Source organism: Acinetobacter sp. NBRC 110496 (assembly GCF_000876115.1).
Taxonomy (GTDB): Bacteria; Pseudomonadota; Gammaproteobacteria; order Pseudomonadales; family Moraxellaceae; genus Acinetobacter.
Map to the genome: position 1 here is coordinate 99,677 of NZ_BBTF01000007.1, position 25,062 is coordinate 124,738.

Annotated in this window: 20 protein-coding genes; 10 read left to right on the forward strand and 10 right to left on the reverse strand. The window is 39.6% G+C overall.

All coding sequences use genetic code 11. From position 1 onward, the window contains the following. The first annotated feature begins 38 nt into the window (after positions 1-38). The 5 genes from Aba26S_RS06005 (at position 39) to Aba26S_RS06025 (ending at position 4,348) form a co-directional block, all read left to right on the forward strand. Entirely contained in the window at positions 39-1,529 is a 1,491-nt protein-coding gene (locus tag Aba26S_RS06005; RefSeq protein ID WP_043970728.1) for a surface lipoprotein assembly modifier, read from the forward strand. A gap of 10 nt (positions 1,530-1,539) precedes the next feature. Next, positions 1,540-2,454: an energy transducer TonB gene (locus tag Aba26S_RS06010; RefSeq protein WP_043970730.1), complete on the forward strand. Its 915-nt coding sequence runs from the start codon at positions 1,540-1,542 to the stop codon at positions 2,452-2,454. Positions 2,455-2,485: 31 nt separating this feature from the next. Further along, positions 2,486-3,085 carry a biliverdin-producing heme oxygenase gene (locus Aba26S_RS06015; protein ID WP_096911078.1) on the forward strand — a complete coding sequence of 200 codons (600 nt, stop codon included), beginning with the start codon at positions 2,486-2,488 and terminating at the stop codon, positions 3,083-3,085. A gap of 28 nt (positions 3,086-3,113) precedes the next feature. After that, positions 3,114-3,560, forward strand: a complete 447-nt coding sequence (locus Aba26S_RS06020; protein ID WP_043970732.1) for a YbaN family protein — start codon at positions 3,114-3,116, stop codon at positions 3,558-3,560. 113 nt (positions 3,561-3,673) lie between these two features. Beyond that, on the forward strand, positions 3,674-4,348 hold the full coding sequence (locus Aba26S_RS06025; protein WP_043970734.1) for a YjjG family noncanonical pyrimidine nucleotidase: 675 nt from the start codon (positions 3,674-3,676) through the stop codon (positions 4,346-4,348). Here the strand turns inward: Aba26S_RS06025 and Aba26S_RS06030 are convergent. After that, a complete protein-coding gene (locus Aba26S_RS06030) occupies positions 4,343-4,777 on the reverse strand; it encodes a hypothetical protein (protein WP_043970736.1) in 435 nt (144 codons plus the stop codon). The genes Aba26S_RS06025 and Aba26S_RS06030 overlap by 6 nt on opposite strands. Positions 4,778-4,940: 163 nt before the next feature. Here Aba26S_RS06030 and mhpT point away from each other — a divergent pair, with 163 nt between their 5' ends. Continuing rightward, positions 4,941-6,197 carry a 3-(3-hydroxy-phenyl)propionate transporter MhpT gene (gene mhpT, locus Aba26S_RS06035; protein WP_043970738.1) on the forward strand — a complete coding sequence of 419 codons (1,257 nt, stop codon included), beginning with the start codon at positions 4,941-4,943 and terminating at the stop codon, positions 6,195-6,197. Positions 6,198-6,262: 65 nt separating this feature from the next. Here the strand turns inward: mhpT and Aba26S_RS06040 are convergent, their stop codons facing one another. The 8 genes from Aba26S_RS06040 to Aba26S_RS06075 all read right to left on the reverse strand — a co-directional run bounded on the left by Aba26S_RS06040 (position 6,263) and on the right by Aba26S_RS06075 (position 16,589). After that, entirely contained in the window at positions 6,263-6,694 is a 432-nt protein-coding gene (locus Aba26S_RS06040; RefSeq protein ID WP_005241590.1) for an SRPBCC family protein, read from the reverse strand. Positions 6,695-7,162: 468 nt separating this feature from the next. Next, complete coding sequence (gene cydB / locus Aba26S_RS06045) at positions 7,163-8,167, reverse strand: cytochrome d ubiquinol oxidase subunit II (RefSeq protein WP_043970740.1); 1,005 nt, start codon at positions 8,165-8,167, stop codon at positions 7,163-7,165. Next, positions 8,160-9,602, reverse strand: coding sequence for a cytochrome ubiquinol oxidase subunit I (locus Aba26S_RS06050; RefSeq protein ID WP_043970742.1), 1,443 nt, complete (start codon positions 9,600-9,602; stop codon positions 8,160-8,162). Before Aba26S_RS06050 ends, cydB begins: the two co-directional genes overlap by 8 nt. A 146-nt stretch (positions 9,603-9,748) precedes the next feature. Further along, entirely contained in the window at positions 9,749-10,210 is a 462-nt protein-coding gene (locus Aba26S_RS06055) for a DUF2946 family protein (RefSeq protein ID WP_043970774.1), read from the reverse strand. Between the two features lie 234 nt (positions 10,211-10,444). Further along, a complete protein-coding gene (locus Aba26S_RS06060; protein ID WP_043970744.1) occupies positions 10,445-11,305 on the reverse strand; it encodes a siderophore-interacting protein in 861 nt (286 codons plus the stop codon). 203 nt (positions 11,306-11,508) lie between these two features. Beyond that, positions 11,509-13,020: a hypothetical protein gene (locus Aba26S_RS06065; protein WP_043970776.1), complete on the reverse strand. Its 1,512-nt coding sequence runs from the start codon at positions 13,018-13,020 to the stop codon at positions 11,509-11,511. Between the two features lie 465 nt (positions 13,021-13,485). After that, the gene (locus Aba26S_RS06070; protein WP_043970746.1) at positions 13,486-15,717 is read right to left on the reverse strand and encodes a TonB-dependent receptor; all 2,232 of its coding nucleotides are present in this window, start codon (positions 15,715-15,717) and stop codon (positions 13,486-13,488) included. Positions 15,718-15,998: 281 nt separating this feature from the next. Continuing rightward, positions 15,999-16,589 (reverse strand): hypothetical protein, encoded by a 591-nt coding sequence (locus Aba26S_RS06075; RefSeq protein WP_043970748.1) that lies wholly within the window; start codon positions 16,587-16,589, stop codon positions 15,999-16,001. Positions 16,590-16,903: 314 nt separating this feature from the next. Between Aba26S_RS06075 and Aba26S_RS06080 the strand changes: the two genes are divergently transcribed. Continuing rightward, entirely contained in the window at positions 16,904-19,102 is a 2,199-nt protein-coding gene (locus tag Aba26S_RS06080; protein WP_043970750.1) for a TonB-dependent siderophore receptor, read from the forward strand. A 137-nt stretch (positions 19,103-19,239) separates the two neighbouring features. Here the strand turns inward: Aba26S_RS06080 and Aba26S_RS06085 are convergent, their stop codons facing one another. Further along, positions 19,240-19,671, reverse strand: a complete 432-nt coding sequence (locus tag Aba26S_RS06085) for an SgcJ/EcaC family oxidoreductase (protein WP_043970752.1) — start codon at positions 19,669-19,671, stop codon at positions 19,240-19,242. A gap of 502 nt (positions 19,672-20,173) precedes the next feature. Between Aba26S_RS06085 and Aba26S_RS06090 the strand changes: the two genes are divergently transcribed. The 3 genes from Aba26S_RS06090 to Aba26S_RS06100 form a co-directional block, all read left to right on the forward strand. After that, positions 20,174-21,700: a TerC family protein gene (locus Aba26S_RS06090; protein WP_043970754.1), complete on the forward strand. Its 1,527-nt coding sequence runs from the start codon at positions 20,174-20,176 to the stop codon at positions 21,698-21,700. 135 nt (positions 21,701-21,835) lie between these two features. Then, positions 21,836-23,170, forward strand: a complete 1,335-nt coding sequence (locus tag Aba26S_RS06095) for an NAD(P)/FAD-dependent oxidoreductase (protein ID WP_043970755.1) — start codon at positions 21,836-21,838, stop codon at positions 23,168-23,170. Between the two features lie 172 nt (positions 23,171-23,342). Next, positions 23,343-25,062, forward strand: a 1,720-nt coding sequence (locus Aba26S_RS06100; RefSeq protein ID WP_043970757.1) for a DUF4011 domain-containing protein, incomplete at its 3' end; no start/stop codon positions are given.

Sequence of the window (25,062 nt, forward strand, 5' to 3'; positions counted from 1 at the left end):
ATGACTGAATGATTTTTTACTTTTGTTTTACGGTTTTTATGAAAAGAACATTGCTGTGCTGTTTGATTTTATTGGCGAATTCATCACTCCATGCAGATGATGAGACACAACTTCGCCTGAATCAAAGCCTTGATCAGAATTTATTACAACAACAGCACCAACTACAACAACAAGGTGCAATTCGAAGCACCGATGAACTACCGAATATTGTGATTAACGGTCAAGTATTCGAAGTTGCAAAAAATCAAGATGACCTCGCAAAAGCTTTATATTTGGCTGTTATGCAAAAGCAATGGGGTAATGCTGCTGTTTATCTAAAGCATTATCAACAATATGATGGCTATGACCAAGCATTAACCGATTTTGCCGAGGGAGCACTGGCTCGTGCGCAAGGCCAGCTCAAATTAGCCGAACAAAAATTTCAAAGCAGTCTCAATAAACAACCGAATAACCTTATTTGTGAACTTGAGTTAGCGCGCGTGCTGTTTGAACAGCAGAAGAACAAACAAGCAGCACGCCTTTTTACCTCGATTCAAAACAAATTGGGGCAGAGTGATCGTGGTGTGATTCCACCAGAGGTTGAACAAACGGTTAATTTGTTTGTTAAAGCACTTGATCAGCGTGATGCATGGCAAGGCAGTGTTGCGATTGGCCCAATCCATGCCACGAATCTAAATAGTTCTTCTGAACAAAGTAAAACTTGGATGTTGTATGGCATTGACCAAAAGGGCAATGTGATCCCCATTCAGGAGATTACCCGTGGAAGTCCTAAAGCTGAGTCGGCAACGGGTGTGGACTACGAAGCCAGTTTAATGAAACGCTTTTCTCTGTATGGCAATCATGGGGTTTCCTTACGTGGTTTGGCTTATGGACAGTCTTATGACGATCATGCCGACTTTAATGAATCCACCCTCAATATCAATGCAGGCTATAGTTTTTTTGATTTAAAAAATCAAATCACCATTGCACCGTTATTTGAGCACAAACGCTATGCCAATGATGGTTTGTACAATGCTTGGGGCGCGCGTGCAGAATGGATGCGCTTTATCTCCGCCGATAAAGCACTCAAGCTTGAAGCTGAAATCAAAGATTTAAATTATCAAACATATAAAACTTTAGATGGTAAAGAAAGTTCCGCCATGCTGACCTTTTGGACAATCCTACCTGAACAATGGACTCTGTTTGGTGGTGTGGATATCTTAGATCACGATACTCAAGAAAAATATATGGCAGCCTATCAGCAACAAGGTGTTCGTTTGGGTCTGAGCAAACCGTGGAATATTGGATTAAACACCACCTTGTTCAGTTCCTATCGTTGGCGTCAGTTTGATCGTTACGTGGCAGCATTTGAGACACGTCGTCAAGATTTTGAGCAAAACTACACCTTTGTATTGCAAATGCCTCGTTTCAAATTCTATGGCATGACGCCGAACCTGACCTATCGCTATAACCGTAATAACAGCAATGTGGATTGGTTGTATTCCTACGACAAACATAATATCAGCTTAAAGCTTGAGCACCGTTTCTAGGGGGATGGCGATGAAATCAAAATTCTTCGATCTAGGTGATGTATTGACGAATAAAGAGCCCATGGTTTGGCTCTATTCGCGCACTCAGCAAAAGTGGCTCACCGTGATTTTGGTTATTGTTTTGCATCTATTGGGATTGTGGTCTTTGAGCCATTTTATTGAGCCTTATACTTTGGCAGCTTCACCCAAAGTGAATGCGTTGAAAGTGCATTTTGTATCTTTATCAGCTTCAGAACATGCATCACCTCAAGCAACTGCAAAAGTTGAAGTTGCCCAAGCATCAACAATATCTGCGTTAGAAAAACAAACAAGCACTCGCGCTGCTCTGACCAATACTGAAAACACAGAACAAAAAGTAATAACCAGCCAGAGTGCTGTGCATGAAGTGCCCAAGCCACAAAGCAGCCATAAAGTTGCGACTTTAGCCGCGAAGTCTACAGCAGCAATAGCGGCCCAAGCTTCAGAAAATAAAGTGAAACAAGCTACCCAAGCGGATCAGTTATCACAGATGTTGACCGAAAATCCGCTCAGTCAGAAACAACAAACTGGACAGCTTCAATCCCAGTCGGGTGGTGTAAATACAGCAGCAATACAACAGGAATTGGCTCGTGCACCTGAAAGCCAAGTTGATCGTGATGAACCTGTTCAAGTTAGTCGTGTTGATGTATTGAGCTTTGGCAAGCTTGCTTACGATGATCGGGAACTTAAACAACAAAACCGTGTGGTTGAATTACGGCTACGCATCAATGAAAACGGTCAGCCCATCGAGATTCTAATCAAACAAAGTTCAGGCATTAGCAGCCTAGATCAGCGTGTTCTACAGGCTGCTTGCCAGTCCAAATTCAAACCCTACAAAGTCAACGGTCGTGCAGTGACCGTTGTTGTGGATTTCCCCGTGCAACTCAAACTTAGTCGTAGTCGTTAACCGATGAATACTATTCTTTTTTAGGAGAATGATGATGAACGCAGCAACAGAGCAAATGATTGCCAATAGCCTTTCTCAGCGTTTAAAGCAGGAAACAGCGGCAGAACATGAGCGTATGCACCAGTTAATGGCGCAAGCAGATGTATTTTCAAGCAAGGAGAAATACGCCCAATTTACCTTGTCGCAATATTATTTCCAGCAGGAAATTGAGCATCTTTTTGAACAAGACGGGGTCGCTGGACTGATTCCAGATTTGGGCATCCGTGGTCGTTCTAAACAAGCCTTCGATGATTTGCAGGATTTGGGTATTCAGCCCGCAGGTCAGGCATTACAAAGTGCAGAAGTTAAATTACCTGAAGCACTGGGTTGGATCTATGTGTCAGAAGGTTCAACTTTAGGTGCCGCATTTCTGTTTAAACAAGCGCAGAAGCAGTTAGGTTTCTCGGAAACCTTTGCAGCACGAAATCTGGCGGCTTATCCAGAAGGTCGGGCGAAAGTGTGGAAACGCTTTGTGGAAGCACTGGATGAGGCTGCTTTTGATCAGGTGCTACAGGATCGGGTTGTACAAGGTGCGCTAGATGCCTTTGGCTATTTTGGTAAGGCATTGGACCAGCTCGACGAATTGAAATAATCAATGAAAAGCAGAGGTATAACTTGGTATGGAGCGCATTCATCGTATGGATAATGATGTGAAAACAGAACTGTTGTCGCAATCACCGCAGCCAGTCAGCAAGTTAGCGCGTTCGGTTTGGTGGCGATTATTATTTATCTGTCTGGCTTGGTTATGCATCGGCTTAGGTATTCTGGGGATTTTTATTCCTGGTCTACCAACGGTTGATTTCATTCTGTTGGCAGTGTTCTTTGCAGCGAGAGGCTCTGAAAAGCTGTATCAATGGTTTCTCAACCATCGTTGGATTGGACCGATTATTCATGAGTGGCAAGAAAACCGACGTATCCCCAAAAAAGCAAAATATATCTCGACCGTAAGCATGAGCATTGCAGCTGGCATTATGATCTGGACTATTCCACATCCATGGGTGGTTTATCCTTTGATTGCCTGCATGGCAGCTGTATTGCTCTGGATGTGGATGCGAGATAAAGATTGAGCGCATTGTCAGAATAGAATATCGGCTACTGAGCAAGTCGCATCGGCTTGCTCTTTGATCTCTCGGTATAATAAAATTATTTCAAGATTTGCTTCGGTTATAAGTTTGCTCAGATGTATAAGGCTATATTTTTTGATATTGATGATACTTTGCTGAATTTTAGCGTTGCCAATCGTTCTGCATTTATTCAATCTTTTGCTGAGTTTAATCTAGATCATGATGATTTGACCTATTCGACCTATAAAGAGATTAATCATCATTTGTGGGAGAAGCAGAAGCGAGGTCAAATTACGGTACAGGATGTGATTAATAATCGATTTAAAGAATTATTCCGAGCATTAAATGTTAAACTTAATCATGATCATTTCCGCGATACTTTTCAGGGAAATTTAGCCAAAGAGCATACCCTCGAAGCTGGTGCTGCTGAAACCATTGATTATTTAAGTCAAAAATATAAGCTCTTTGCTGCATCCAACAGCATACTGAGTCAACAAAAAGCGCGTTTAGATTTGGCAGGTTTATTACCACATTTTTCTGATTTATATATTTCTGATGACATTGGTTTTGAAAAACCAGATCAACGTTTTTTTGAAACATGTTTGCATAGAAGTCAGATCGCCAAAGAGGAAGTCCTGTTTATTGGGGATAGTCTCGAAGCTGACATGCACGGTGCAGCCTCATGTCAGATCTCGACCTGTTGGTATAATCCCAACAATCTACCGAATAAGTTGCAATTAAATATCACCCATACCATTCAGCATTTATCTGATTTGGCTAAGATTTTATGACTCAAGCTGGCTTGTTCTTTGATCAGATCTAAAGTTAATTAAAAACAGCCAGTAACAGACTGCTGGAATCAGCGCAATAAATAAGGCAAAAATATCTGCATAGACCAACCACCATCGCTCAGGAAGTTGACCTGTGTGGCCCCAACCTAAAAGAATGAAAAAAGGTACCGCCATAATTAATGCGCTAAGACAGATCGTGAAAAAATTTAAATACTGATAATGATTCAAGAGCAGTGAGAGTAAAAATGATAAAGGGACGGCTAAAAGACAATAAGCCAAATAAACCAGTATGTGTCCAGCAATCACAGTAAAGATTGAACTCAGTTTAAATTCACTGTTCAGTAGGATAAAAACAACGGTCATAAAAAACAGCAAAGGAACAGGTGCCAAGAGTAGGGATTTTAAAATGGTATTTTTCTTGTATTTCAAATGAAATTCCTTGAGCTGTATGAATTACATATTGCATAATTTTAATTCATATTGCGTAACTATATTTGCTCTGCTAGTCTTTTTAACGGTCATAAAGATCTTTAAATCTATATTTGGAATTTTAGATAAATCAACTGGAAGAAGCAAAAAAGGGAAGATAACAATGTTAAAAGAGACCAATGTAGAGGCAGGGGCTTCAAAACAAGCAATCATAATCACATTAGTGCTCTGTTTTATTTTTGCGATTATTGAAGGATTCGATTTGCAATCTATGGGCGTTGCTGCTCCGCGGATGAAAGCAGAAATGTTGTTAAATAGTGCCGAGATGGGATGGGTATTTAGTGCCGCCGTGTTAGGAACATTACCTGGGGCATTGATTGCGGGACGAATTGCTGATTCGATAGGGCGTAAAAAGGTCTTTATTACTTCGATCGCCATTTTTGGCTTGATGTCCTTACTCACTCCTTTTACTAGGGAGTTAAACTCCTTACTTTTAGTCCGTTTTCTGACTGGTTTAGGTATGGGTGGGGCTTTACCGATTGTTATTACGATGGTTTCTGAAGCGGTACCTGAAAAATATAAAGCAACAGCGGTCAGTGCCATGTATTGTGGTATGCCGATCGGTGGGGTCTTAACCTCAGTGGTGGCTTTATCGCTAACCGCAGATCATGAATGGCGGCATATCTTTTATATTGGTGGGATCGCACCTCTACTTCTTGTACCTATCCTGATTTTATTTTTACCTGAATCAAAAGCATATTTAAATAAAACCCCTCAGGTCACAGCACAAAAACAAAGTGTGTTGTCGGTACTGTTTGCCAAACCTCGCTTTGTGGTCACCTCCAGTCTTTGGCTCAGCTTTTTTGGTACGTTGCTGGTTTTGGCTTTATTTCAAAATTGGTTACCGACTTTAATTTCTGGACTAGGACTCAATAAACAACAAGCCAGTTATATCCAGATTGGTTTTAATTTAGGCGGTTCAATTGGTGTATTGATTTTAGGTTTGATGCTGGATCGATTCAATAAATTCTTTATCGTTGCCAGTGTCTATGCCGGCATTCTGGCTTCTTTAATTGGTTTGGCTTACTCCAATAGCGCGTCAAGTTTCATCTTGTTTGCGACAAGTTGCGGGATGTTTGTGATTGGTTGCCAGTCAATTTTATATACCTTAGCAGCAAAATATTATCCAACGGAAATGCGAGGAACAGGGGTTGGTGCTGCTGTTGCTGTGGGGCGATTAGGTGCAGTTACAGGCCCATTGGTGGCAGGTTATTTATTGGGAACGGGACAAAGTGAAATTGTGGTAATTGCATCCAGTATTCCAATGATTTTATTGGCTGCAATCTCTGCATTAATTTTACTGCGAAATCCAGACCATTCAGCAACTCGAAAAGAACAACTCAGCATAGTTGGATCATAGTTCAGGCAGATCATCCTTGACGTTAACAGAGAGTTAAACTGTCAAGGAGATACTCATCAATCACATCAAAATTTCAGTTTTTTAAGCCCACGATTGATCCCGTTTTGTAGGGCGGCTTTAATAATTGGGCCAATAAAAGGAACACGTCCTTTAAAGCTAATGGTGTAATCCAATCGACTACGATTTGCGCCTAAATCACTAAACTTCATGATTCCTCGATGCGCTTTAATCGGGCTGATTCCACTAGTTATTGCATATTCAATCAATTCATTTTCTTGATAGACCAAGTTGGTTTCTACAAAAGAAGGGGCTAAAGGGATCGACATTTTACGTGCAGAACCCACGCCATTTCGTGCATCCTTACCATTACTGATACGCGTAATTTTTGCAGGTGCAAAGATTTTACTGAGGTTTTCATGTTCACTGAGCACTGCAAAGACCTTGTCTACTGGCGCATCGAATTCTTGTGTTATCTTAACTTGTTGTGTTTTTAGCATATTGGAACCCTTCCAAATAAATTGACATAGTGTATTGTCAGCATTTGGATATTAGCATGCTTTTTAACTGTTCTGAATTTTACTTGGTCGGAAACTCTGATTGCATTGTAAGCCAATTATGCTTAAGGCTTGATCTTATTTTTTTCTTAAACTGACTTGGTAATCTAATATCGAATATGTGATAACAAATTGTTGTAATTCTGCTGATAGAACAGTCTTATTTATCACAAATGGTGGATGCGATTGATCAGTTTTACCAAAGCACTGTAAATAAAAAGTGATCAGTTACTTACTGGAAAAAAGACTATACCGAAGTATAGTCTTTTGAATTGAAAGAACAAAATTCAGCTTAATAAGCGAGTTTTAACAACACTCTAAAGAACATGGCAATAACCAATAAACCGAAGAATCCAGCGAGCCAAAGTACAATAAACCATTGTGTCTTAGATAGTTTCATGACATCGCCTCCTAGTGATAGCCCGTATCACCAACCCGTACTTTATCTCTAAACACCCAGTACGACATGATGGTATAGGCGATAATGATCGGAATCAGAATCAATGCACCAACCAAAGCAAACTTTTGACTTGAATGTGGTGCTGCTGCTTGCCAAATGGTAACGGATGGCGGAATAATATTCGGCCAGAGACTGATGACAAATCCAGTAAAGGCCAAAAACACAAGCGCCAAAGTATAGATAAACGGCTTGAAATCCTGACGTTGTTGACATGCCTTTAAAATCAGGAAGGTAAACAACAACACCAAGATCGGCACTGGGCTAAAGTACAGTAGATTTGGCAAGGCAAACCAACGTGCTGCAATTTCAGGATGGGTGAGTGGGGTATATAGACTCACCCCTGCAAAGACCGCAAACAGCAAGATGATCAGTTTAGGCATCAATCCATACATCTGATCTTGTAACTTATGATCAGTTTTCATAATTAGCCAGCCACAGCCCAAAGCGGCATACATCGCAACCACACCCAGCCCTGTAAACAGAGCGAATGGAGTCAGCCAGTCCAAGCCTGAACCAGAGAAAATACCATTGGTGGTTTGAATGCCTTGAATATAGGCGCCCAGAATCACGCCTTGTAGAAAGCTGGAGAGAACTGATCCCCAAATAAAGGCTTGATCCCATAAATATTTGGTGCGATTGGCCTTAAAGCGAAATTCAAAGGCCACACCACGGAAAATTAGTGCAATTACCATCAAGATAATCGGCATATACAAGGCTGAAAGCACCGTTGAATAGACCAGTGGAAAGGCAGCGAATAGGCCAGCACCACCGAGTACCATCCATGTTTCATTACCATCCCACACAGGTGCGATGGTATTCATCATCACATCACGTTCTTCACTGCTTTTGATAAAAGGGAACAGAATGCCAATCCCGAGATCAAAGCCGTCCAAAATGACATAGATCAGAACACCAAGGCCGATAATGCCAACCCAAATCAGAGATAAATCAATCATGGTGTTTCTCCTTGCTTGAGTCTGGTGTATCGATATTTTCATCGACAGCACTTAAAGGACGCATAGGCGTTTTGAAATGCCCATGACCTGCAGGTTGAAGATCAACCGCCTCAACGAATTGAGGACCTTTATGCATCAGTTTCAGCATGTAGTAGATCCCGATACCAAACACAACACAGTACACCACCACAAAAATAATCAGGGTCAGACCAACTTGTTCAGCTGAAACAGGAGAAAGGGCATCTTTGGTGCGCATTACCCCATACACCACCCAAGGTTGACGGCCCACTTCAGTAGTAAACCAACCTGCCAATACGGCGATAAATCCGGATGGGCCCATGACTAAAGCAAAGCGATGAAACCATTTGCTTTCAAACAGCTTTCCAGTTTTTCTGAGCCAAGCACCAGTAAAGGCAAGTAACAGCATTAACATGCCTAAACCCACCATGACACGGAAACTCCAGAATACAATGGTCGAGTTTGGTCGGTCTTCAGGTGCAAAGTCTTTTAAACCTTTGACAGTCCCATCCATAGAATGGGTTAAGATCAGGCTGCCTAGGTTTGGAATTGCAATAGCATATTTGGTACGTTCTTCTTGCATATCAGGAACGCCAAATAAGTACAACGGCATACCTTCATCATAGTTGGTCTCCCAATGACCCTCCATTGCAGCAAGTTTTGCAGGTTGATGCTCTAAAGTATTTAAGCCATGGGCATCTCCAACAAAGACTTGCAAAGGGGCTAACACAAGAATAAGCCACATTGCCATCGAGAATGAGGTCTTGACCAAGGCATCACGACGGCCTTTGAGTAAATGCCAAGCCGCTGTTGCAGCAACGAGTAGTGCCGCAACCATAAAAGCAGCAATCGCCATATGTACCAGTCGATACGGGAAAGAGGGATTGAACACAATGGCCCACCAATCGGTTGGCACAATAATCCCGTTTTCAATGGCAAAGCCTTGAGGGGTTTGCATCCAACTGTTGGAGGACAAAATCCAGAACATGGAAATACAGGTGCCGATCGCAACCATCAAGGTGGCAAAGAAATGCGCTTTGGGACTAACGCGTCCCCAACCAAACAACATGATGCCGAGGAAACCTGCTTCCAAGAAGAAGGCACTCAATACTTCATAAGTGAGTAATGGGCCTGTAACACTCCCTGCAACACGGGAAAACTCGCTCCAGTTGGTCCCAAACTGGTAACTCATGACCACGCCTGAAACAACGCCCATACCAAAAGCAACTGCAAAAATTTTGATCCAGTACTTAAACAGATCTTTATAAATCGGATCTTTGGTACGTAGCCAACGCCATTCTAAAACCGCTAAAAAGCTGGCCAATCCGATGGAGATAGCTGGGAAAATAATATGGAAAGAAACGGTAAAGGCAAATTGTATACGTGCCAGTTCGAGTGCGGTAAAACCTAAAGTCATGACCACACCTCATCTTGTAACTGATGAGCTAAAGGTATAGCTACAGATGTTCCTACCAATTTACAGGTATGATTTAAAAAACAAAACATTACTCTAATCTCTTGAAAATATAAGTTTTTCAAAACCAAAAAGTTTTGAGCTTCAAGTCAGAATGAGATTAAGAGTGGAGGTGCTCGACCTTGAGGGGTGAGAAAGAGTTGCTGAAGCTGAAAGAAAACATGGAAATAGTTTTCAATAAAGGCAAGAAACCGAACCTGAATCCTGATCAGGATGTGTCGCAGATCAATATCAGGTAGAGGTAGTACATGGCTGTATACCACACAGTATTGACACTGATGGTTGGCATCATGATGGTGGTGATGGTTTGACCGTGTTGTTACTTCAGCTGAAAAGGAGTGCTGTTGATGTTCCATATCATGTGGTGAGATAAGCACATGCTGCTGATCTGTTGTATGATGGCTATGGAATGAAGAAGAATGGTCTTGTAATAAAACTTGGGCAATAGTTTCACATACTGGAGAAACTTGATATTTCTCTGGCAGTAATGGCTGTAAGAATACAGCGATTTGTAAAAAGATTGCATAGAAGCCTAGCAACCTTCCAATCATCAACACCCGATTGATCTCTTTCTGGAAATCACTGGATAAATACTATAACAAAGAAATTCCTTTTTTAAAGGGAATAATTAACTTTTTCTTCATAATAAAAAAGGTTTTTTACCAGATGATAAAGCCAATAGCGTTTCGGGCGATCCATTGTATAAAAATGAAGTTCTGACCGCGAAGAAAAATAGATCAGCATCTATACTGATCTATTTTTTTCTAAATTGGTAATGCATCTAATTACACGGGCATATCTAAATCATCAAAGCTTTCTAAAGTTTTTCCAGCATTGATATGTTTTTGATAATATTCAAATCGCACTTCATCTAAAATACTACTTGAAAGACCAACATTCCAATAGCCTGTGACTTGAACATCTTTTTTCGCAAGAGACTTTTCTTCTACAAAGAATTGACGAATCGCTCTGGCTTCATTTCGTTCACATGCAGCCCAAACAGCAATATTGTCTGTTTCTCTAAATTGATAAGCTGCTTTAAGCAACAGCCCCATTTTTCCAGCTTGATCTTGATGTTTGCGAAGAAGTAAATGCATGTGTACTTGACTATGTTTTGGCAAGTATTCAAGGATATTCGGCTCATTGCTCTCTATAAAAATATCGGCATGGATGTCTTCTGGCCAAAATTGAAGGATAGAATAAAGCGCAGGAAGTGCGGTCTCATCAGCAAACATAACAATATGCTTTTTTGTATTAAAGTCAGGAACAAAATGAGGTCTTGGTCCAATCAATTGGGTTTTGGTTCCTACCTTAGCAGAGTGTATCCATTGCATTGCTGGACTTTCATCTTCGTGTTCAATGAGGTCAATTTCAACTTCATGTCGGTCAGGATCAAATGAGCGAATGGTATAAACACGGGTGATTAAGCTCTGTTCAGCGTCTTGAGCAACCCCGATACGAACAGCAAGATTTGGTTTTTCCCACATATCTGGTTGAACAGTATCAATTTTACCTCGTAATCTTAGAATACTTGGAAATGGTCTAGAAATCGCGGTGATCGTCAGCTCAATTTGTTCCAAAGTCCTCATATGATCATTTTGTTTAAGCAGTTTTTTATCATCTGAGATTGTTTCTTGTTGGGTCATTTTCAATATGCTCATCGTTATTCGTGAAATTTCACCCATTATATACGCTAATGATAATCATTTACAAATTGATATTAAAATGCTCTCGAGCGTTTGCTACACCATCAACTGATTGATAGAAGGGAAACGCTGAAACTTTAGTCAAAAAAGAATAGGAACCAGTGCTTTGTAAAACAACTAGTCCCATTAAAAGAAAAGATGGGTTAGAACTTATTTCGGATCCAACCGTAGGCTGCTGCAAATGGCAAAGCTGTTCTCGCTAAATAAGGAACATGCCATAAACCACCATGATTAGCATTTTCCATGATCAGCTCAAGTGGGTGTGCTAGTTGCTTTTCAGGATTTGTTGCACTGTCGGGATTATTCAGATCATGAACCCAGAGTGCAGCCATAATGGCATTGGTGGTTTCAGGACTAAAGGTTTCAACTTTAAATAAATCAGCACCCGCAAAAGCTGCTTTCAGGATTGGATTCTTAACCACTGAGTGTGTCGTGGTCGAAGGTGCAATATTGATTACAGTTTTTTGACCACGTGCACGGGTTTGGATTGCAAACCACTGTTGCATTCGTTTGGCAAGTGCATAGTTCGGACCTTGTTCAATGACCATACAATCCGAGATACCGTACTGTTGCCCATTATCTGAAGCAATCAGTTGTTCAAGATTCGGTTTAAAAAAGTTGCTCAACGAAACATTGTGAATTGATTTGGTCAGTAATTTTTCTAATACTGGGCGCTGTTGTGTTTTCTGTTGAATCGAATGAACCACAGACTTTGGAATTGCATAGATATCGGTTGGGGTCAGCATAAACATAATGCTGCTATCCGGTTTTTTCTGGCTCACTTGTTCCATAATGCTAATCATGGCAATAGAAACACGAACATGTTTCTCACCATCCAGATAGGCAATACCAGCAAGATCTAAAGGCCCTTTAAATGTTTTGAGCCAATTGGCAATTTCTGGTGTTTGAGTCAGTAAGTTTGCACCAAGCTGTTTTTCCTGATGGGCTAAAGTCTGTTGTGGTGCAATTAAAGTGGCATTGCCTTGTTGAACGGTTTGAGTGATCTTTTCCCAGATTTTAGGATTTGGTAAATCAATGGCGACAATATTGGCGCGCCATTTTGCAAGCCAACTGAGCGGCCCTGCCTCTGATGCTGCACCAAAAAGCACCATCGTCCGTGTAGATAAATCAAACCATTCAGGATGAGCCTGAAGTAGACGTAACGCTTTTGCATGACTTGGTTCAATGATTTGTTGTTGTTCCCAACAATCAATTTGCGCTAATAATGCCTGTCCTTGTAGTTTTTTTCCTTCAAAAGGAATAGACCAAGGCTCAATCTCTGCACTGCCAGTACCTTTGAGAATGTAAGTATCAAAAGGTTGCTCATCAATCTGCGTCATTGCTTGTGCTAATGTTGTTTCATGACCAGCCCGATTAAAAATAAACAGGTCTTGAGCTGCTTCAAGTCCATGTTGCGCAATCAACAGTGGGTGATGGATAGAGCTAATTCCAACTTTGACAAGTTCTTGAAAATAAAATGGATATTGCTTTCTCCAATTTTTCTCGGTTTTGAGTTGGGATGTATAGGGAGAATTAACACTGTGAAGGGCTGCATATAAAATCTGTTTTGCAGTATCTGTCGTACTCGGTGTTTTTTTACCAGATTGAATGGGGAATTGTATTCCAGCATTTTTAGACTGTAATTTATTACTCAACTTATTGCTCCAATCTATTGAATGCAAAAATTCAAAAAGCAGTGTGACTTTTTGCTTCATCCATTTAATCTTTCAGCATAAGGTGAAAAAAAGAAATTAAAAATAGCGAAAAGAAGGCAATTTTTAAGATTTTTTAAACAGCTGTTATTTGAGTTAAAAGGAAAATATTTATTAATAAATTTATTAAATACAATTCATTATATTAATTTTTAAGATTTTTTGATCTTGGTTAGAATAGGTAAAATATTACTTTATATAGACTTAAATCATTTAGATAGGCAGCTGGCTCTCTAGTTGAACGAGCAAGACACTGTCCTGAATGAATCCTACCTTTGATCACGATGGATACATCATAGTATTGAATGGTTTTGCTATTATTAGGGCACAATAACTGAACAAAAAGGGAAATTTGAAGCGCTTATAGAATTAAGTAATAGCCGCGCTAAGCGACTATTACTTTTTAAATTACCACTTATGGCTATAAGAAACTTTCAGTGTCACACCATTTGCGACTAAGTGGCTGGTATTGTTGCTGTTTCTCATAAGTTGGCTATAGAGTGGATAGTATTGGCGGTTAAACATATTTTCGATACCGATGGTCATGGTATCTTTCTTATTTAGTGCAAAGCTACTCAGTAAGTCTGCTGTTGTATATGATTTGACATCATAGCGGCCAAAACTATTTACCCCATTCAAGCGATAATCTTCTGAGCCAAAATAGGTTGCTTGAATACGGTTGGTCCAAGTATCTGTTGGGCTATAAGAGATGTAACCTGTTACTTTTAAAGGAGGGATCCGGTAACCCGTCATATCTTGTTCGGTATTGGTATTTTGTGGCGTTTCTCGGCCTTTCATCCAAGTCACACTGCCGCCAGCTCCCCACACTTTGGCATCTTCAAGATAATCAAGTGTTGCCTCAATACCCGTCACTTTTTCTTTGGTTCGAGTAAGTATCAAACCATTATTAAAGGATTGCACACCACCCAGATCTGAAGTGGAGTGGAACACTGCAAGACTAGAGCTAAAGTTATTAAAATGACCATTCCAGCCTAACTCGTAGTTATCCACTTTTACAGGCTCTAAGAACGATGATGCGAGGTTAAAGCCTGCGGTCGCATTACGTATCACAATACCGACATCGGGGAGTTGGAAACCTTGATTAAAAGATGCATAGATAGAGTGTTCATCAGTTGGTGCAAAGGTGACATTGGCATTGTAGAGCCATGCATCTGCTTTTACTTTACCGCCTTTGACCGTATAAGGGTCTGTTTTACCTAATTGAGATAAAGGGACGAAACGATCAATCTTGGCATAACTGTCTTCATAACGTGTACCTATTTCTGCTGACCATTGCTCATTGAAACGATGTTTCAATTGAGCAAATCCACCGATACTTTGAGTAGTTAATTCAGGAAGATAGATCAGTTTGCCAGTTTTAACAAACTCGAGTCCACCAGATTGGTCGTAAATTTTAGGGTCAAAGGTATCTAAAGGCATTTCACTTTTTTCGCGGCTAAAATCTCCGCCCCAAACCAGTGAGGTATCACCTAAGAACTCAAGTGGCGTATTGACGGTTAAGCGGCTGCCAAGCACATTATTCTCTTGATAGACCTGATCAACTTGTCCACCGCGTGTCGCGACTTTACGCGCATCAAATGGCGCGAAGCGGGTAAAAAAGTCACGATAATAGATTTGCGCATCGACTTTATTGCCGAAAAAGTCTTTATGGGTATAGGTTAAATTGTAGATCTGATTTTCATTTTTATTCTGGTCTTTTAATTTCAGACCTTTGATTGCCTTGGCTGGTACAGTACCCGCAGGGAGCTGAGCAACGCTTGGGTCAGAGGCATAGTCTGAATCCTGTTCCGCATTATAATAATTTGCTGCAAATTGTAGATACTGATTGTCATCAAGATGATAGCCAAGTTTACCACCAATACTATAGGCATCTGCATCAAACAGGTCGCCTTGACTTGGTTCAGGTGCAACCCGTCTTCCACGTGCATCGTATGGGCTGCCAATCCGTTGATAACCAAAATCGAGCGCATAGTCGAAGTTATTTAGGCTTCCAGAGAAATATTGATGAATGTCACTGCTTAAGGCATCGGAACGAAGATTCGTTAAGCCTGTTTGCAGTCCAATGACTGTTTTTGCTGTTGGCTCACCACCTGCGGCTTTGGTGGTAATTGAAATAGTTCCACCAGATGCACCACTGCCATAAATGGCATTACTGCCACGGATGACTTCGATACTGCTAATACTTTCTGGATCAATTGCCGAAAGTCCTCTTGAGGTATCTCGTGTTAAATTCATCGGAACGCCATCGACCAAGATCAAGGCATTACGACCACGTAATGTTTGTCCATAATCTGTAATTGTGCGACTCGAATCCGATAATCCTGGAACGACTTTGGCTAATACTGTCGCAATGTTGCCTGATGAGGCATTTTTTAACAGCTCGATTTGTTTTTCATCGAGCTTGGTGACTTGTTTAGCCGAAGAAGATAACTCATCTGCGCGCGAGGCAGTAACTGTAATGGTAGGAAGCACTTCTGAACTTTTTTCTGGATTTATTACTTCGGTTGTAGAGGCCGCAAAGGATGAATTTGAGAAGAAGATGAATCCACCAATCGATAAAAGGGGAATGATATTTCTTACGTCATTTTTCCTATTAAAAAACATACTATCTTTTTTCATCTTATGTCCTTTGATCTCACCCTGAGATTGCTTTTAAATTGATCTGAAGTATATTTGAGAATGATTGTTATTCACAATATGGAATTGGAATAAATTCAGCCTACGAGGACATTAATTTGATAAAGTGAAATACTTCAAAATTTAACAGCACATTCGATTTATTGTTAGTTTTGTTTATAAGCATCTATATGATGGTTTTAATGGGGTCGATGTGTGGAGCCTTTGATGATCTTGAGCAGTTGTAAATATGAAAAATCGTAGCCAGCCTTGATCATCCAATGCTATGAGGCTTCAATCATGGTATTGGCACAACTGTTTTTGGCTTGTTCGATAAAAGGCTTTAATGCCTTTGCTGATGCTTTGACTTTACAGCGATAGATCACCCCAAGCAGCGGTCGCTTACCATCATTTGATCTAGAGTAATTTTTTACATTAAAAAAAGAATAGTAGTGATATTGGCTGGAGTCTTCGTATCCATCATAAACATATTGTGTGCCGCTGAAATGCAGAAGTGAATTTTTGGTTTGGTGCATTAATTCATCGACTGCATTGATGACTTGATCTGTACATTGCTGAAGCGTCTTAGCTTCATTTTTATCTAGATTTACTAAATAGTCAGGTGCACATGGGACGATATAAGCCTCATAGATCATTCCATCTGCTTTCTTAACAGAAAAATATTGATAACGCTTATTTGCAATTGTTTTTATGCTGTTCTTTTCAATAAATTCAGTAGCAGTAATTTGAATCGATGATTGTTCATTATTTTGATCAAGTAAAAGTGTTAAATTTTTTGCCAAACAGGCAGTCGAGCTCAGAACTAAAAGTGTTGTAACCATCAGGGATGGATAAATTTGACTAGTTTTAATCATTTATATGCTCTGAATTGGATCAATTATTTCCACTGTTTATTCATGTTTAAAAGCTTGTAAAAAGTTCTGAATTGCTTAAATGAGCAGCAAGCTTAACTTTTTATATGCTGGTTTTATCCTTTGGTCAATATGTGATGCCACAGCAGATTCCGTATTTTCACTTGAATGTTGCTTCAATACGACCACCAGTGAATTTCAACCTTAATTAAAATAGATATATTGAAAAACATGCTTGTTCAATCTGAGAAAATTGTGAATACTCATGCCCGCAAAGTTTAAGCTGTATCATTCTCTTTTGGGGTTAGACAACAACTGTGAAAACGTATCCATTTTCTCGTTTACAAAAAGCATTACTGGCTGTAGGTTCATTTTCTTATCTAAGCCTCAGCTCTGGAATCGTATATGCTGAAACCGAAGGTGATACAGCCCGTCTGGCCACAATTACGGTTAAAGCACAAACAGGGGAAGAGGGCTATTATCAGCCTAAAGTCAATTTATCAGGCTTTACTCAGCAAACGCTTGCGGAAATTCCTGCATCGATTAGCACCGTGACAGCTATACGCATTGCTGACCAACATGCCAAAACCCTGACAGATGTTGTGAAAAATGATGCAGCGGTTGGCGATGGTTATGCGCCAATTGGCTATTATCCAAATGTTATGATGCGTGGTTTTGCCCTTAACTTGGGATCAAGTTATTTACTGAATGGTAATTTATTACGCGGCGAGCAGAACGTTGCACTTGAAAATAAAGAACAAGTTGAAATATTAAAAGGCATCAGTGCCATTCAAAGTGGGATGTCTACACCAGGTGGTGTGGTGAACTATGTGACCAAGCGACCAAAAGATATCCAGTCAATTACGGTTGAAGTCGATAGTCGCGGCGGTAATCGTATTGCAACGGACATTGGTGGTCTAACTGGACCAGATCAGCAATTGGGTTATCGGGTGAATGTGGCGAAAGAAGAGCTTCATCCAAATGTTGAGCATGCTAACGGTCAGCGTTTATTTGGTTCTGTGGCTTTGGATTGGAAAATCTCAGATCGTTCAAAGCTTGAATTTGATCTTGAATCACAGCGCCAACGCCAACGATCAGTGCCTGGCTATCAATTACTGGATGGTAAAACTGTGCCTACTGGCGTGGATTGGGATCGTTTATTGGGTTATCAAAGCTGGAGTAGCCCAATCACCAGTGAAAGTCTTAACACGGGTTTAAAATATATTTATCAAGTGAATGACAGCTGGACTGCGAATCTGAGTGCATCTCAAAGCCGTGTCGTGGTCGATGATTTTTCTTCATTTGCTTGGGGTTGTGATAGCGAAATATGTCAAACCACAGGATTAGGGAATAGCTTTGATCAACACGGCAATTATGATATCTATGATTTCCGCAACCCAGATGATAGCTATTTAACCAATCAGTTTAAGACAGGATTAAGTGGTAAATTCAACACTGCAACTTGGCAACATACACTCAATTTAGAATTATCACACAGTTATAAACGCCATGCTCAGCACAATGCTCTTAATGAGTTAATTGGAACAGGAAACATATATACCGATAGTGTGACCTTTACGCCATCTAATGCAACTTTAGGTAATCGTTATACATCATTAAGAAGCCAGCAAACAGCAATAACATTACTCGATCATATTGATTTTAATAAAGAGTGGTCAGTTCTTGCGGGTGGGAAACTACTACATTTAAATGAACATGCTTATGATGTAGATGGCAACAACATTCGTGATACCAATTTTAATCGTTTTTTACCGCAATTGGCGTTGATGTATCAGCCGTGGGAACATACCCATGTATATGCCTCATATGCCAAAGGTCTAAGTGATGGCGGACAAGCGCCATGGTTTGCTACAGGAAATCCAGAAAAAGGGATCGCGGGAAATGCTTTTGCAACTTTAGCGCCGGTACATTCAACACAGTATGAATTGGGGATTAAACAGCAATGGCAAGATGTACTTTTTACGGCGGCATTGTTTGATTTAAAACAGGATCATCAATATACCAACGCAGACAATTATTATATTAGCGAAGGTCAACAGCATAATATCGGTCTGGAACTCGGTCTACAGGGACGGCTGGGGCAAAATCTTGATATAACATCAAGCTTGGCACTTACCCGTTCACGTTTAAAAGACCTAGACGTTGCTGAATACCAAGGGCATCAAACCCAGAATGTACCAACGGTTCGCTTTGCCAGTTATCTATCGTATCAAGTTCCACAAATGGATGGATTACGTTTATTGGCAGGCATGCAGTACAGCAGCAGTAAATATGCCAATAAAACGGCGACAGCCAAAGTTTCTGGCTATACCGTATTTAACCTCGGTACTGCTTATAATTTCCGTGCTTATGGTTATGACAATACACTTCGTTTTAATGTTGATAATGTGTTGAATAAAAAATACTGGCGAGATGCAGGGAGTTTCTTTGGAGATGATTATCTATTCCTTGGAGCACCGCGTACAGCGCAGTTGGCGTGGACCTTTAACTTCTAATTCTTAAAAATTTCATATCTAAATAGCCACCAATAAAGGTGGCTATTTGTTCTGATCTAATCATTATCATTCAATATATAACCTAAATGAGGCAAATGTTTCATTCAAATAAATCACATTTGAAAATGTAATTTAGATTAGATGTGATCTCTTAAAATGGTTTGTCCAGTTCGCGGATTGGTGAGCGTTACATTCTCCAAAGCACGGATGAACCATGCATCATTTTGTTTGGTGAGTACGCAGAGAATCAGGGTATCTACCTGATGTGGTCCAGCCGGATGTGCAAGACCTGCACTTAAACGACTCCAGAAATGGATGAGGGTAACCTCATTTGAGATAGGGTTTAGCTCTATGATTTCGTTCTGAAGAGTAGAGTCACGATATATCGTTGCATGGATTGGAGCGTGCATGGCAATAATTTCATCAACACCTTTCACATAGTGTCCAAAGCGGTTTACAAAACTGGCATCTTCACAAAACAATGAAGCAAAAGCAGCCATGTCATGTTCATTCCAAGCCATTTGGAATAAGTGTGGAATTTGTTCAGGCGTTGATGTTTTAGCAAGCATAGTTCTTACCTCAATCCAAGGATGAGTGCACCGATAGTCATTTCTTTTAAGCTCTTTGGATTTCCCCAAGCCTATTCAAGAATACCACAGAGCAGAAAATTTTTGATTTCCTTGGCATCGCCTGCACGTATTTCACCACGCATTTGTGCTGCTCGAATGGCTTAAATATAGATTTCTAACCGTTGAACAAATAGTAAGTGGCGTTGATGATCGAGCGTCATTTCAAATCCGAGCACTAGATAATTTTGTAAGTAATTATTCTAATTCAATATTTTATGCCAAGTTCTATAACGTCTTATTAAACATATCAATCTGATATTTATTGCTTTTTTAAACTTCATTTATGTTTTTTTAATTTTTTTAAAAATATAAACTTAGCATTTAAAACTTAGGCATAATCAAGGCAACTATTGTAGAAAAGGTCAATATATATGGATCCTTCGCCTGGGAAGATCTTAAAGTACAGTTTCATGACTCCTTATTTTTGTTTAGTGAGTAAATAATGGAATTTTTATTAGATCCTGGGATTTGGGTAGGTTTGCTTACTCTGATCGTTTTAGAGATTGTTTTAGGGATTGATAATCTCGTCTTTATTGCCATTTTGGCAGATAAACTTCCTCCTTCCCAACGGGATAAGGCCAGAGTCATTGGTTTATCTCTCGCATTGATTATGCGTTTAGGTCTATTGTTCGCCATCTCTTGGTTAGTCACCTTAACAAAACCACTTATTTTTATTTTCGACTGGTCTTTTTCAGGTCGTGATCTGATTCTTTTATTTGGTGGCTTATTCTTACTGTATAAAGCAGTCAGTGAATTACATGAACGAATGGAAGGTAAACCTGAAGTCAAGATTACAACCAATGTCGTTTATGCAAGTTTCACAGCAGTTGTGGCACAAATTGTTGTTCTGGACGCTGTATTCTCATTAGATTCCGTCATTACAGCTATTGGTATGGTCGATAATATCTATGTCATGATGGTCGCAATGGTCGTGGCAATGCTTGTGATGCTGCTCGCCTCGAAACCATTGACCAGCTTTGTCAATCGACATCCAACGGTGATTATTCTTTGCTTAAGCTTTTTATTGTTAATTGGAATTAGCTTGATTGCCGAAGGTTTTGGTTTCCATATTCCTAAAGGTTATATCTACTCAGGTATTGGTGTTGCGATTGTCATTGAAGCATTCAATCAATTCACACAACGGAATAGATCAAAGCATGAATCTAAGATTCCATTACGTCATCGTACTGCAGATACGATTTTAAAGTTGATGGGTGGGAAATCAGAAACGACCACGACAAGTCCTTTGCAGCATGCAGAAGCACAAGACACCTTTGTTGACCAAGAACGTTATATGATTGGGGGCGTCTTAATGCTGGCAGAACGATCTGTTGCATCGATCATGACACCACGCAGCCAAATTTCTTGGATCAATATCAATGAAACTCCAGAAAAAATACGCGAGCAAATTTTATCTGTCCCGCATAGCTTATTTCCAGTATGCCGTGGCAGCTTAGATAAGGTGTTAAGTGTCGTTCGTGCAAAAGAAATTTTGGATGTATTGGATGATGAAGCAGAATTAAAATCTCTGATCAAAGCACAGCGACCGATTTTTATTTTTGAAAAGATGAAAGTCATTGATGTCATCAATACATTACGTACATCGAAAGGTTCATTGGTTTTAGTCAATGATGAATTTGGCAATGTACAGGGCTTAATTTCCCCTTTGGATGTTTTTGAAGCAATTGCAGGTGAGTTTCCCGATGCAGATGAGCAGCTTGAATTGATCAAGGTGGGGGAAACAACGTGGAAAGCATCCGGCACCTTAGATTTGTATCAACTCGAGTTACAGCTCGGGGTAGATTTAATTGATGATGAAACAGGATACATTACCGTGTCTGGACTTATTTTAGATAAGCGGGATGGGATCGTTGACGCTGGCACAGTTATCGATTATCAAGGCTTAAACTTTGAAGTGACCGAGATGGATGGTAATCGGATTAAAACGGTAATCATTAATTTTAACTAGTTAATTTAATAAAAGCATTAGATTAATATTAAGACTGTAGTTGAATACCAGAAGTAGCATGTGACATACATGCTGCTTTTTTCATTTCAATGCGGCCTTAATCATTTCTTTAAGTGCGCTAAAGGTGATTTTCCAATGAATACAAGTCAAGAGCCTATTATTATAATTGGCGCTGGTGTAGCAGGCCTGACAGCTGCGCGTGAACTGAAAAAGATGGGGAAAAAGGTACTGGTTTTAGAAGCCAGAGATAGATTGGGCGGTCGCATTTTTAGTCAAGAAATTAAGCACGAGTGTTATGATCTTGGTGCTTCATGGATTCATGGGATTGAAAATAATCCAATCTGGAACATTGTTCAGCATAATCAGATTCAAACTACCGTATTTAATTATGATCAGTCCATTTACTACCAAGGTAAACAGCAACCCTTTAATTCAGAAGAAAAATTAATTTTTGAAACAAGTCTGGACTATTTGTTGAATCGGTTTAAAGAAATTGATCCACATGAGCACTATCCTCATGCATTAGCAGCCTTACAACTGTGGATGAATGAAGAAGAATTTTTGCTGTATATAAACACGCAGTTTGATCTCGATGAACAAGCAGTGATAAAACTGAAAAAAATGCTGTTTGATTTTTTTAATCTATTAGCGGAAGACCCTTGTGCAAGTGATTTAGCGCATTTATCTGCTGAATTTTGGAAAAATGAAGGGTATTACCCTGGAGATGAAGTTATTTTTCCTCAAGGTTATATACAGGTAATCGAATTCTTGTCTAGAAACATTACGGTATTGACCAACAAAGTTGTTCAACAGATTGACTATACTCAAGATACAATTCAAATTTTTACTGAAAATGCCGAATGCTTCTGTGCAAGTCAGGTCATTGTTACTGTGCCATTGGGCGTGCTTAAAAAGCAGCGTCTCCAATTTTTTCCAGATTTATCTCAAGAAAAAAAGCAGGTCATTAACCATTTAGGATTTGGCACGTTTAATAAACTTTTTGTGAGTTTTGATCAAAATTTTTGGAAATCGGCACAATATGACCAAAGCAAAAACATCTATATTCATAACCAGCATGGTTGGCTCAACTTTTTAGATGTGAGTGAACTTTATCATCAGCCAACATTATTATTTTTATTCGGTGGTGCATCTGCAACTTGGCTTGAAGATACAAGTTGTGAAGAGGTTTGGCACAACATTAAAGTATCTTTAGCACTCATTTTTGATAAAATTCCTCAACCAATACAGATATTTAAGACTGAATGGGGGAAAGATCAATTTTCAGAAGGCTCTTTTAGTTATCATTCTGTTGGGCAGACGTCAGATCAGATTGAAATACTTAAGCAACCTATCCAGAACAAAGTATTTTTTGCAGGCGAACATTTGGCTTCATTTGGAGCCGGAACGGTACATGGTGCTTATCATTCTGGTCTAGAAGTAAGCGAAGCGATTCAAAAATACACCAAATAGCTTGAAGTGATAAAAAACAGCCGACCATGAATAGGCTGTTTTTATATGTATAAGCTTTATTTGTTCAATATCAGGTTTAATTTTTAAATATGAGATAAATCATTTAATATTGTGACTTTAATTTTTAAGCATGTCTTTAATTAGATCCTATAAAATCGATAAGGGGAAAATAATGTCAGAAGTTGAAAGTAAACAACAACTTGGTTCTAAATATTCATTACAAGTTGATTGCACTTCAGCTTTAAATTTTGTTTTACAGCAAAATTCAGTCCCTCTAATCAGACAAATCTTAATCTCATCTATAGACAATATTACCGATTCAAAAGTCATTCTGCGTTCTAATCCAGAATATTTCAAAGCACACACCATTCATATTGCAAATCTGGCGGCTAATCAAGTTTTGGCACTTGATAAGCCAAAATTAGTTTTTGATATCAAGTTATTGCAAGAGTTACCTGAAAATATAAAGGGGCGTATCGAAGCCGTTTGGGTAAATGAAAAAGGCGAGGTACTAGCAGAACAACAGGTAGAGATTGATCTGTTGACCATTGATACATGGGGTGGGGAACGTCAGCCAATTGAATTGTTGGCCAGTTTTTCGCAACCCAATGCAGCAGCCCTCAGCCCCGTTCTGGTTAAAGCCAGTGAAATTCTAAAAAACAAGCAATCAGGTTCATTAACTGGTTATCTGGAGCGAGATCGGGATGCTGTTTTATCTCAGTTGAATGCCCTCTGGGAGTCGTTATTACAGCAACAGATTCATTACATTGTAAGCCCTGCAAGTTTTGTAAAAGCAGGGCAACGCGTCCGTTTGGCAAAACAAGTTTTTGAAGAAAAACTAGCATGCTGTTTAGACTCCACATTGTTGTTAAGTGCCTTGGCGGAACAGATTGGTTTAGATACTCTGGTTATTATTGAAGAGCGACATGCATATCTTGGGGTCTGGTTAAATGAAACGCCCAATGCTGATTTAATCATTGATGATATTCAGCTTTTAAGAAAGCGTTACGATTTAGGTGAGATTGTTTTTATAGAAACGACGCTAATCACACAACAAGCAAAATTTATTTCGGCACTTGAAACAGCGAAACAATACATTAAGGATGAATCCCGCCAAAATGAATTCTATCTTGCAATTGATGTGCGGCAGTCTCGATTACGTGGTATTAAACCAATTGCTGCTTATTTGGAGAAGAGAAATCATCTAGATGAAACTGAGATAGAATGGGCATCTGCATCTATTCCTGTTTACGATATTGAACGTCCCATTGAAAATAAAACTACGCGAGTTGACCGTTGGCTACGTCGTTTATTGGATTTAAGTCTTCGCAATAAGCTCTTAAACTTTAAAGATAATCGTTACAGTATTCCCTTACAGTGCTCTGAACTTACCTTAAGCAAACTGGAAGATGCGTTGGCGAATCAGGAAGGCTTTTTATTTAAGAGCACTGAAAGTATTTCGCTTAAAGATGTTCAACGCGACAATGAAAGCCAGCATATCGACCAATATGTCGATGAAAGCCTGTCTAGAAAATTATTATTTAGTCCACTTGAAACACCTTTATTGGAAAAGCGGTTGATTGAAGTCTATCGTGCTTCACGGACTGCTTTGGAAGAAGGTGGTGCGAATACATTATTTCTTGCAATTGGCTTTTTAGAATGGAAAGAGTCAGAACGTTCGAAACGTACCTTTAAAGCACCGCTTCTACTAATTCCAGTGCAAATCACCCGTGAGACAGCTAAAACCGGTTATCGACTATTTATATATGATGATGAACCGCGTTTTAACTCCACATTATTACAATTATTAAGACAGGATTTTGAGTTGGACATTGCGGGTTTAAATCCGTTACCAACTGATGAGTCTGGTGTGGATGTCAATCAGATCTTAC

Excerpts from the sequence above, each read along its gene's own strand:
- Aba26S_RS06005 (WP_043970728.1), top strand. The coding sequence starts at position 39 with ATGAAAAGAACATTGCTGTGCTGTTTGATTTTATTGGCGAATTCATCA.
- Aba26S_RS06010 (WP_043970730.1), top strand. The coding sequence starts at position 1,540 with ATGAAATCAAAATTCTTCGATCTAGGTGATGTATTGACGAATAAAGAG.
- Aba26S_RS06015 (WP_096911078.1), top strand. The coding sequence starts at position 2,486 with ATGATGAACGCAGCAACAGAGCAAATGATTGCCAATAGCCTTTCTCAG.
- Aba26S_RS06020 (WP_043970732.1), top strand. The coding sequence starts at position 3,114 with ATGGAGCGCATTCATCGTATGGATAATGATGTGAAAACAGAACTGTTG.
- Aba26S_RS06025 (WP_043970734.1), top strand. The coding sequence starts at position 3,674 with ATGTATAAGGCTATATTTTTTGATATTGATGATACTTTGCTGAATTTT.
- mhpT (WP_043970738.1), top strand. The coding sequence starts at position 4,941 with ATGTTAAAAGAGACCAATGTAGAGGCAGGGGCTTCAAAACAAGCAATC.
- Aba26S_RS06040 (WP_005241590.1), bottom strand. The coding sequence starts at position 6,694 with ATGCTAAAAACACAACAAGTTAAGATAACACAAGAATTCGATGCGCCA.
- cydB (WP_043970740.1), bottom strand. The coding sequence starts at position 8,167 with ATGATTGATTTATCTCTGATTTGGGTTGGCATTATCGGCCTTGGTGTT.
- Aba26S_RS06050 (WP_043970742.1), bottom strand. The coding sequence starts at position 9,602 with ATGACTTTAGGTTTTACCGCACTCGAACTGGCACGTATACAATTTGCC.
- Aba26S_RS06055 (WP_043970774.1), bottom strand. The coding sequence starts at position 10,210 with ATGATTGGAAGGTTGCTAGGCTTCTATGCAATCTTTTTACAAATCGCT.
- Aba26S_RS06060 (WP_043970744.1), bottom strand. The coding sequence starts at position 11,305 with ATGACCCAACAAGAAACAATCTCAGATGATAAAAAACTGCTTAAACAA.
- Aba26S_RS06070 (WP_043970746.1), bottom strand. The coding sequence starts at position 15,717 with ATGAAAAAAGATAGTATGTTTTTTAATAGGAAAAATGACGTAAGAAAT.
- Aba26S_RS06075 (WP_043970748.1), bottom strand. The coding sequence starts at position 16,589 with ATGATTAAAACTAGTCAAATTTATCCATCCCTGATGGTTACAACACTT.
- Aba26S_RS06085 (WP_043970752.1), bottom strand. The coding sequence starts at position 19,671 with ATGCTTGCTAAAACATCAACGCCTGAACAAATTCCACACTTATTCCAA.
- Aba26S_RS06090 (WP_043970754.1), top strand. The coding sequence starts at position 20,174 with ATGGAATTTTTATTAGATCCTGGGATTTGGGTAGGTTTGCTTACTCTG.
- Aba26S_RS06095 (WP_043970755.1), top strand. The coding sequence starts at position 21,836 with ATGAATACAAGTCAAGAGCCTATTATTATAATTGGCGCTGGTGTAGCA.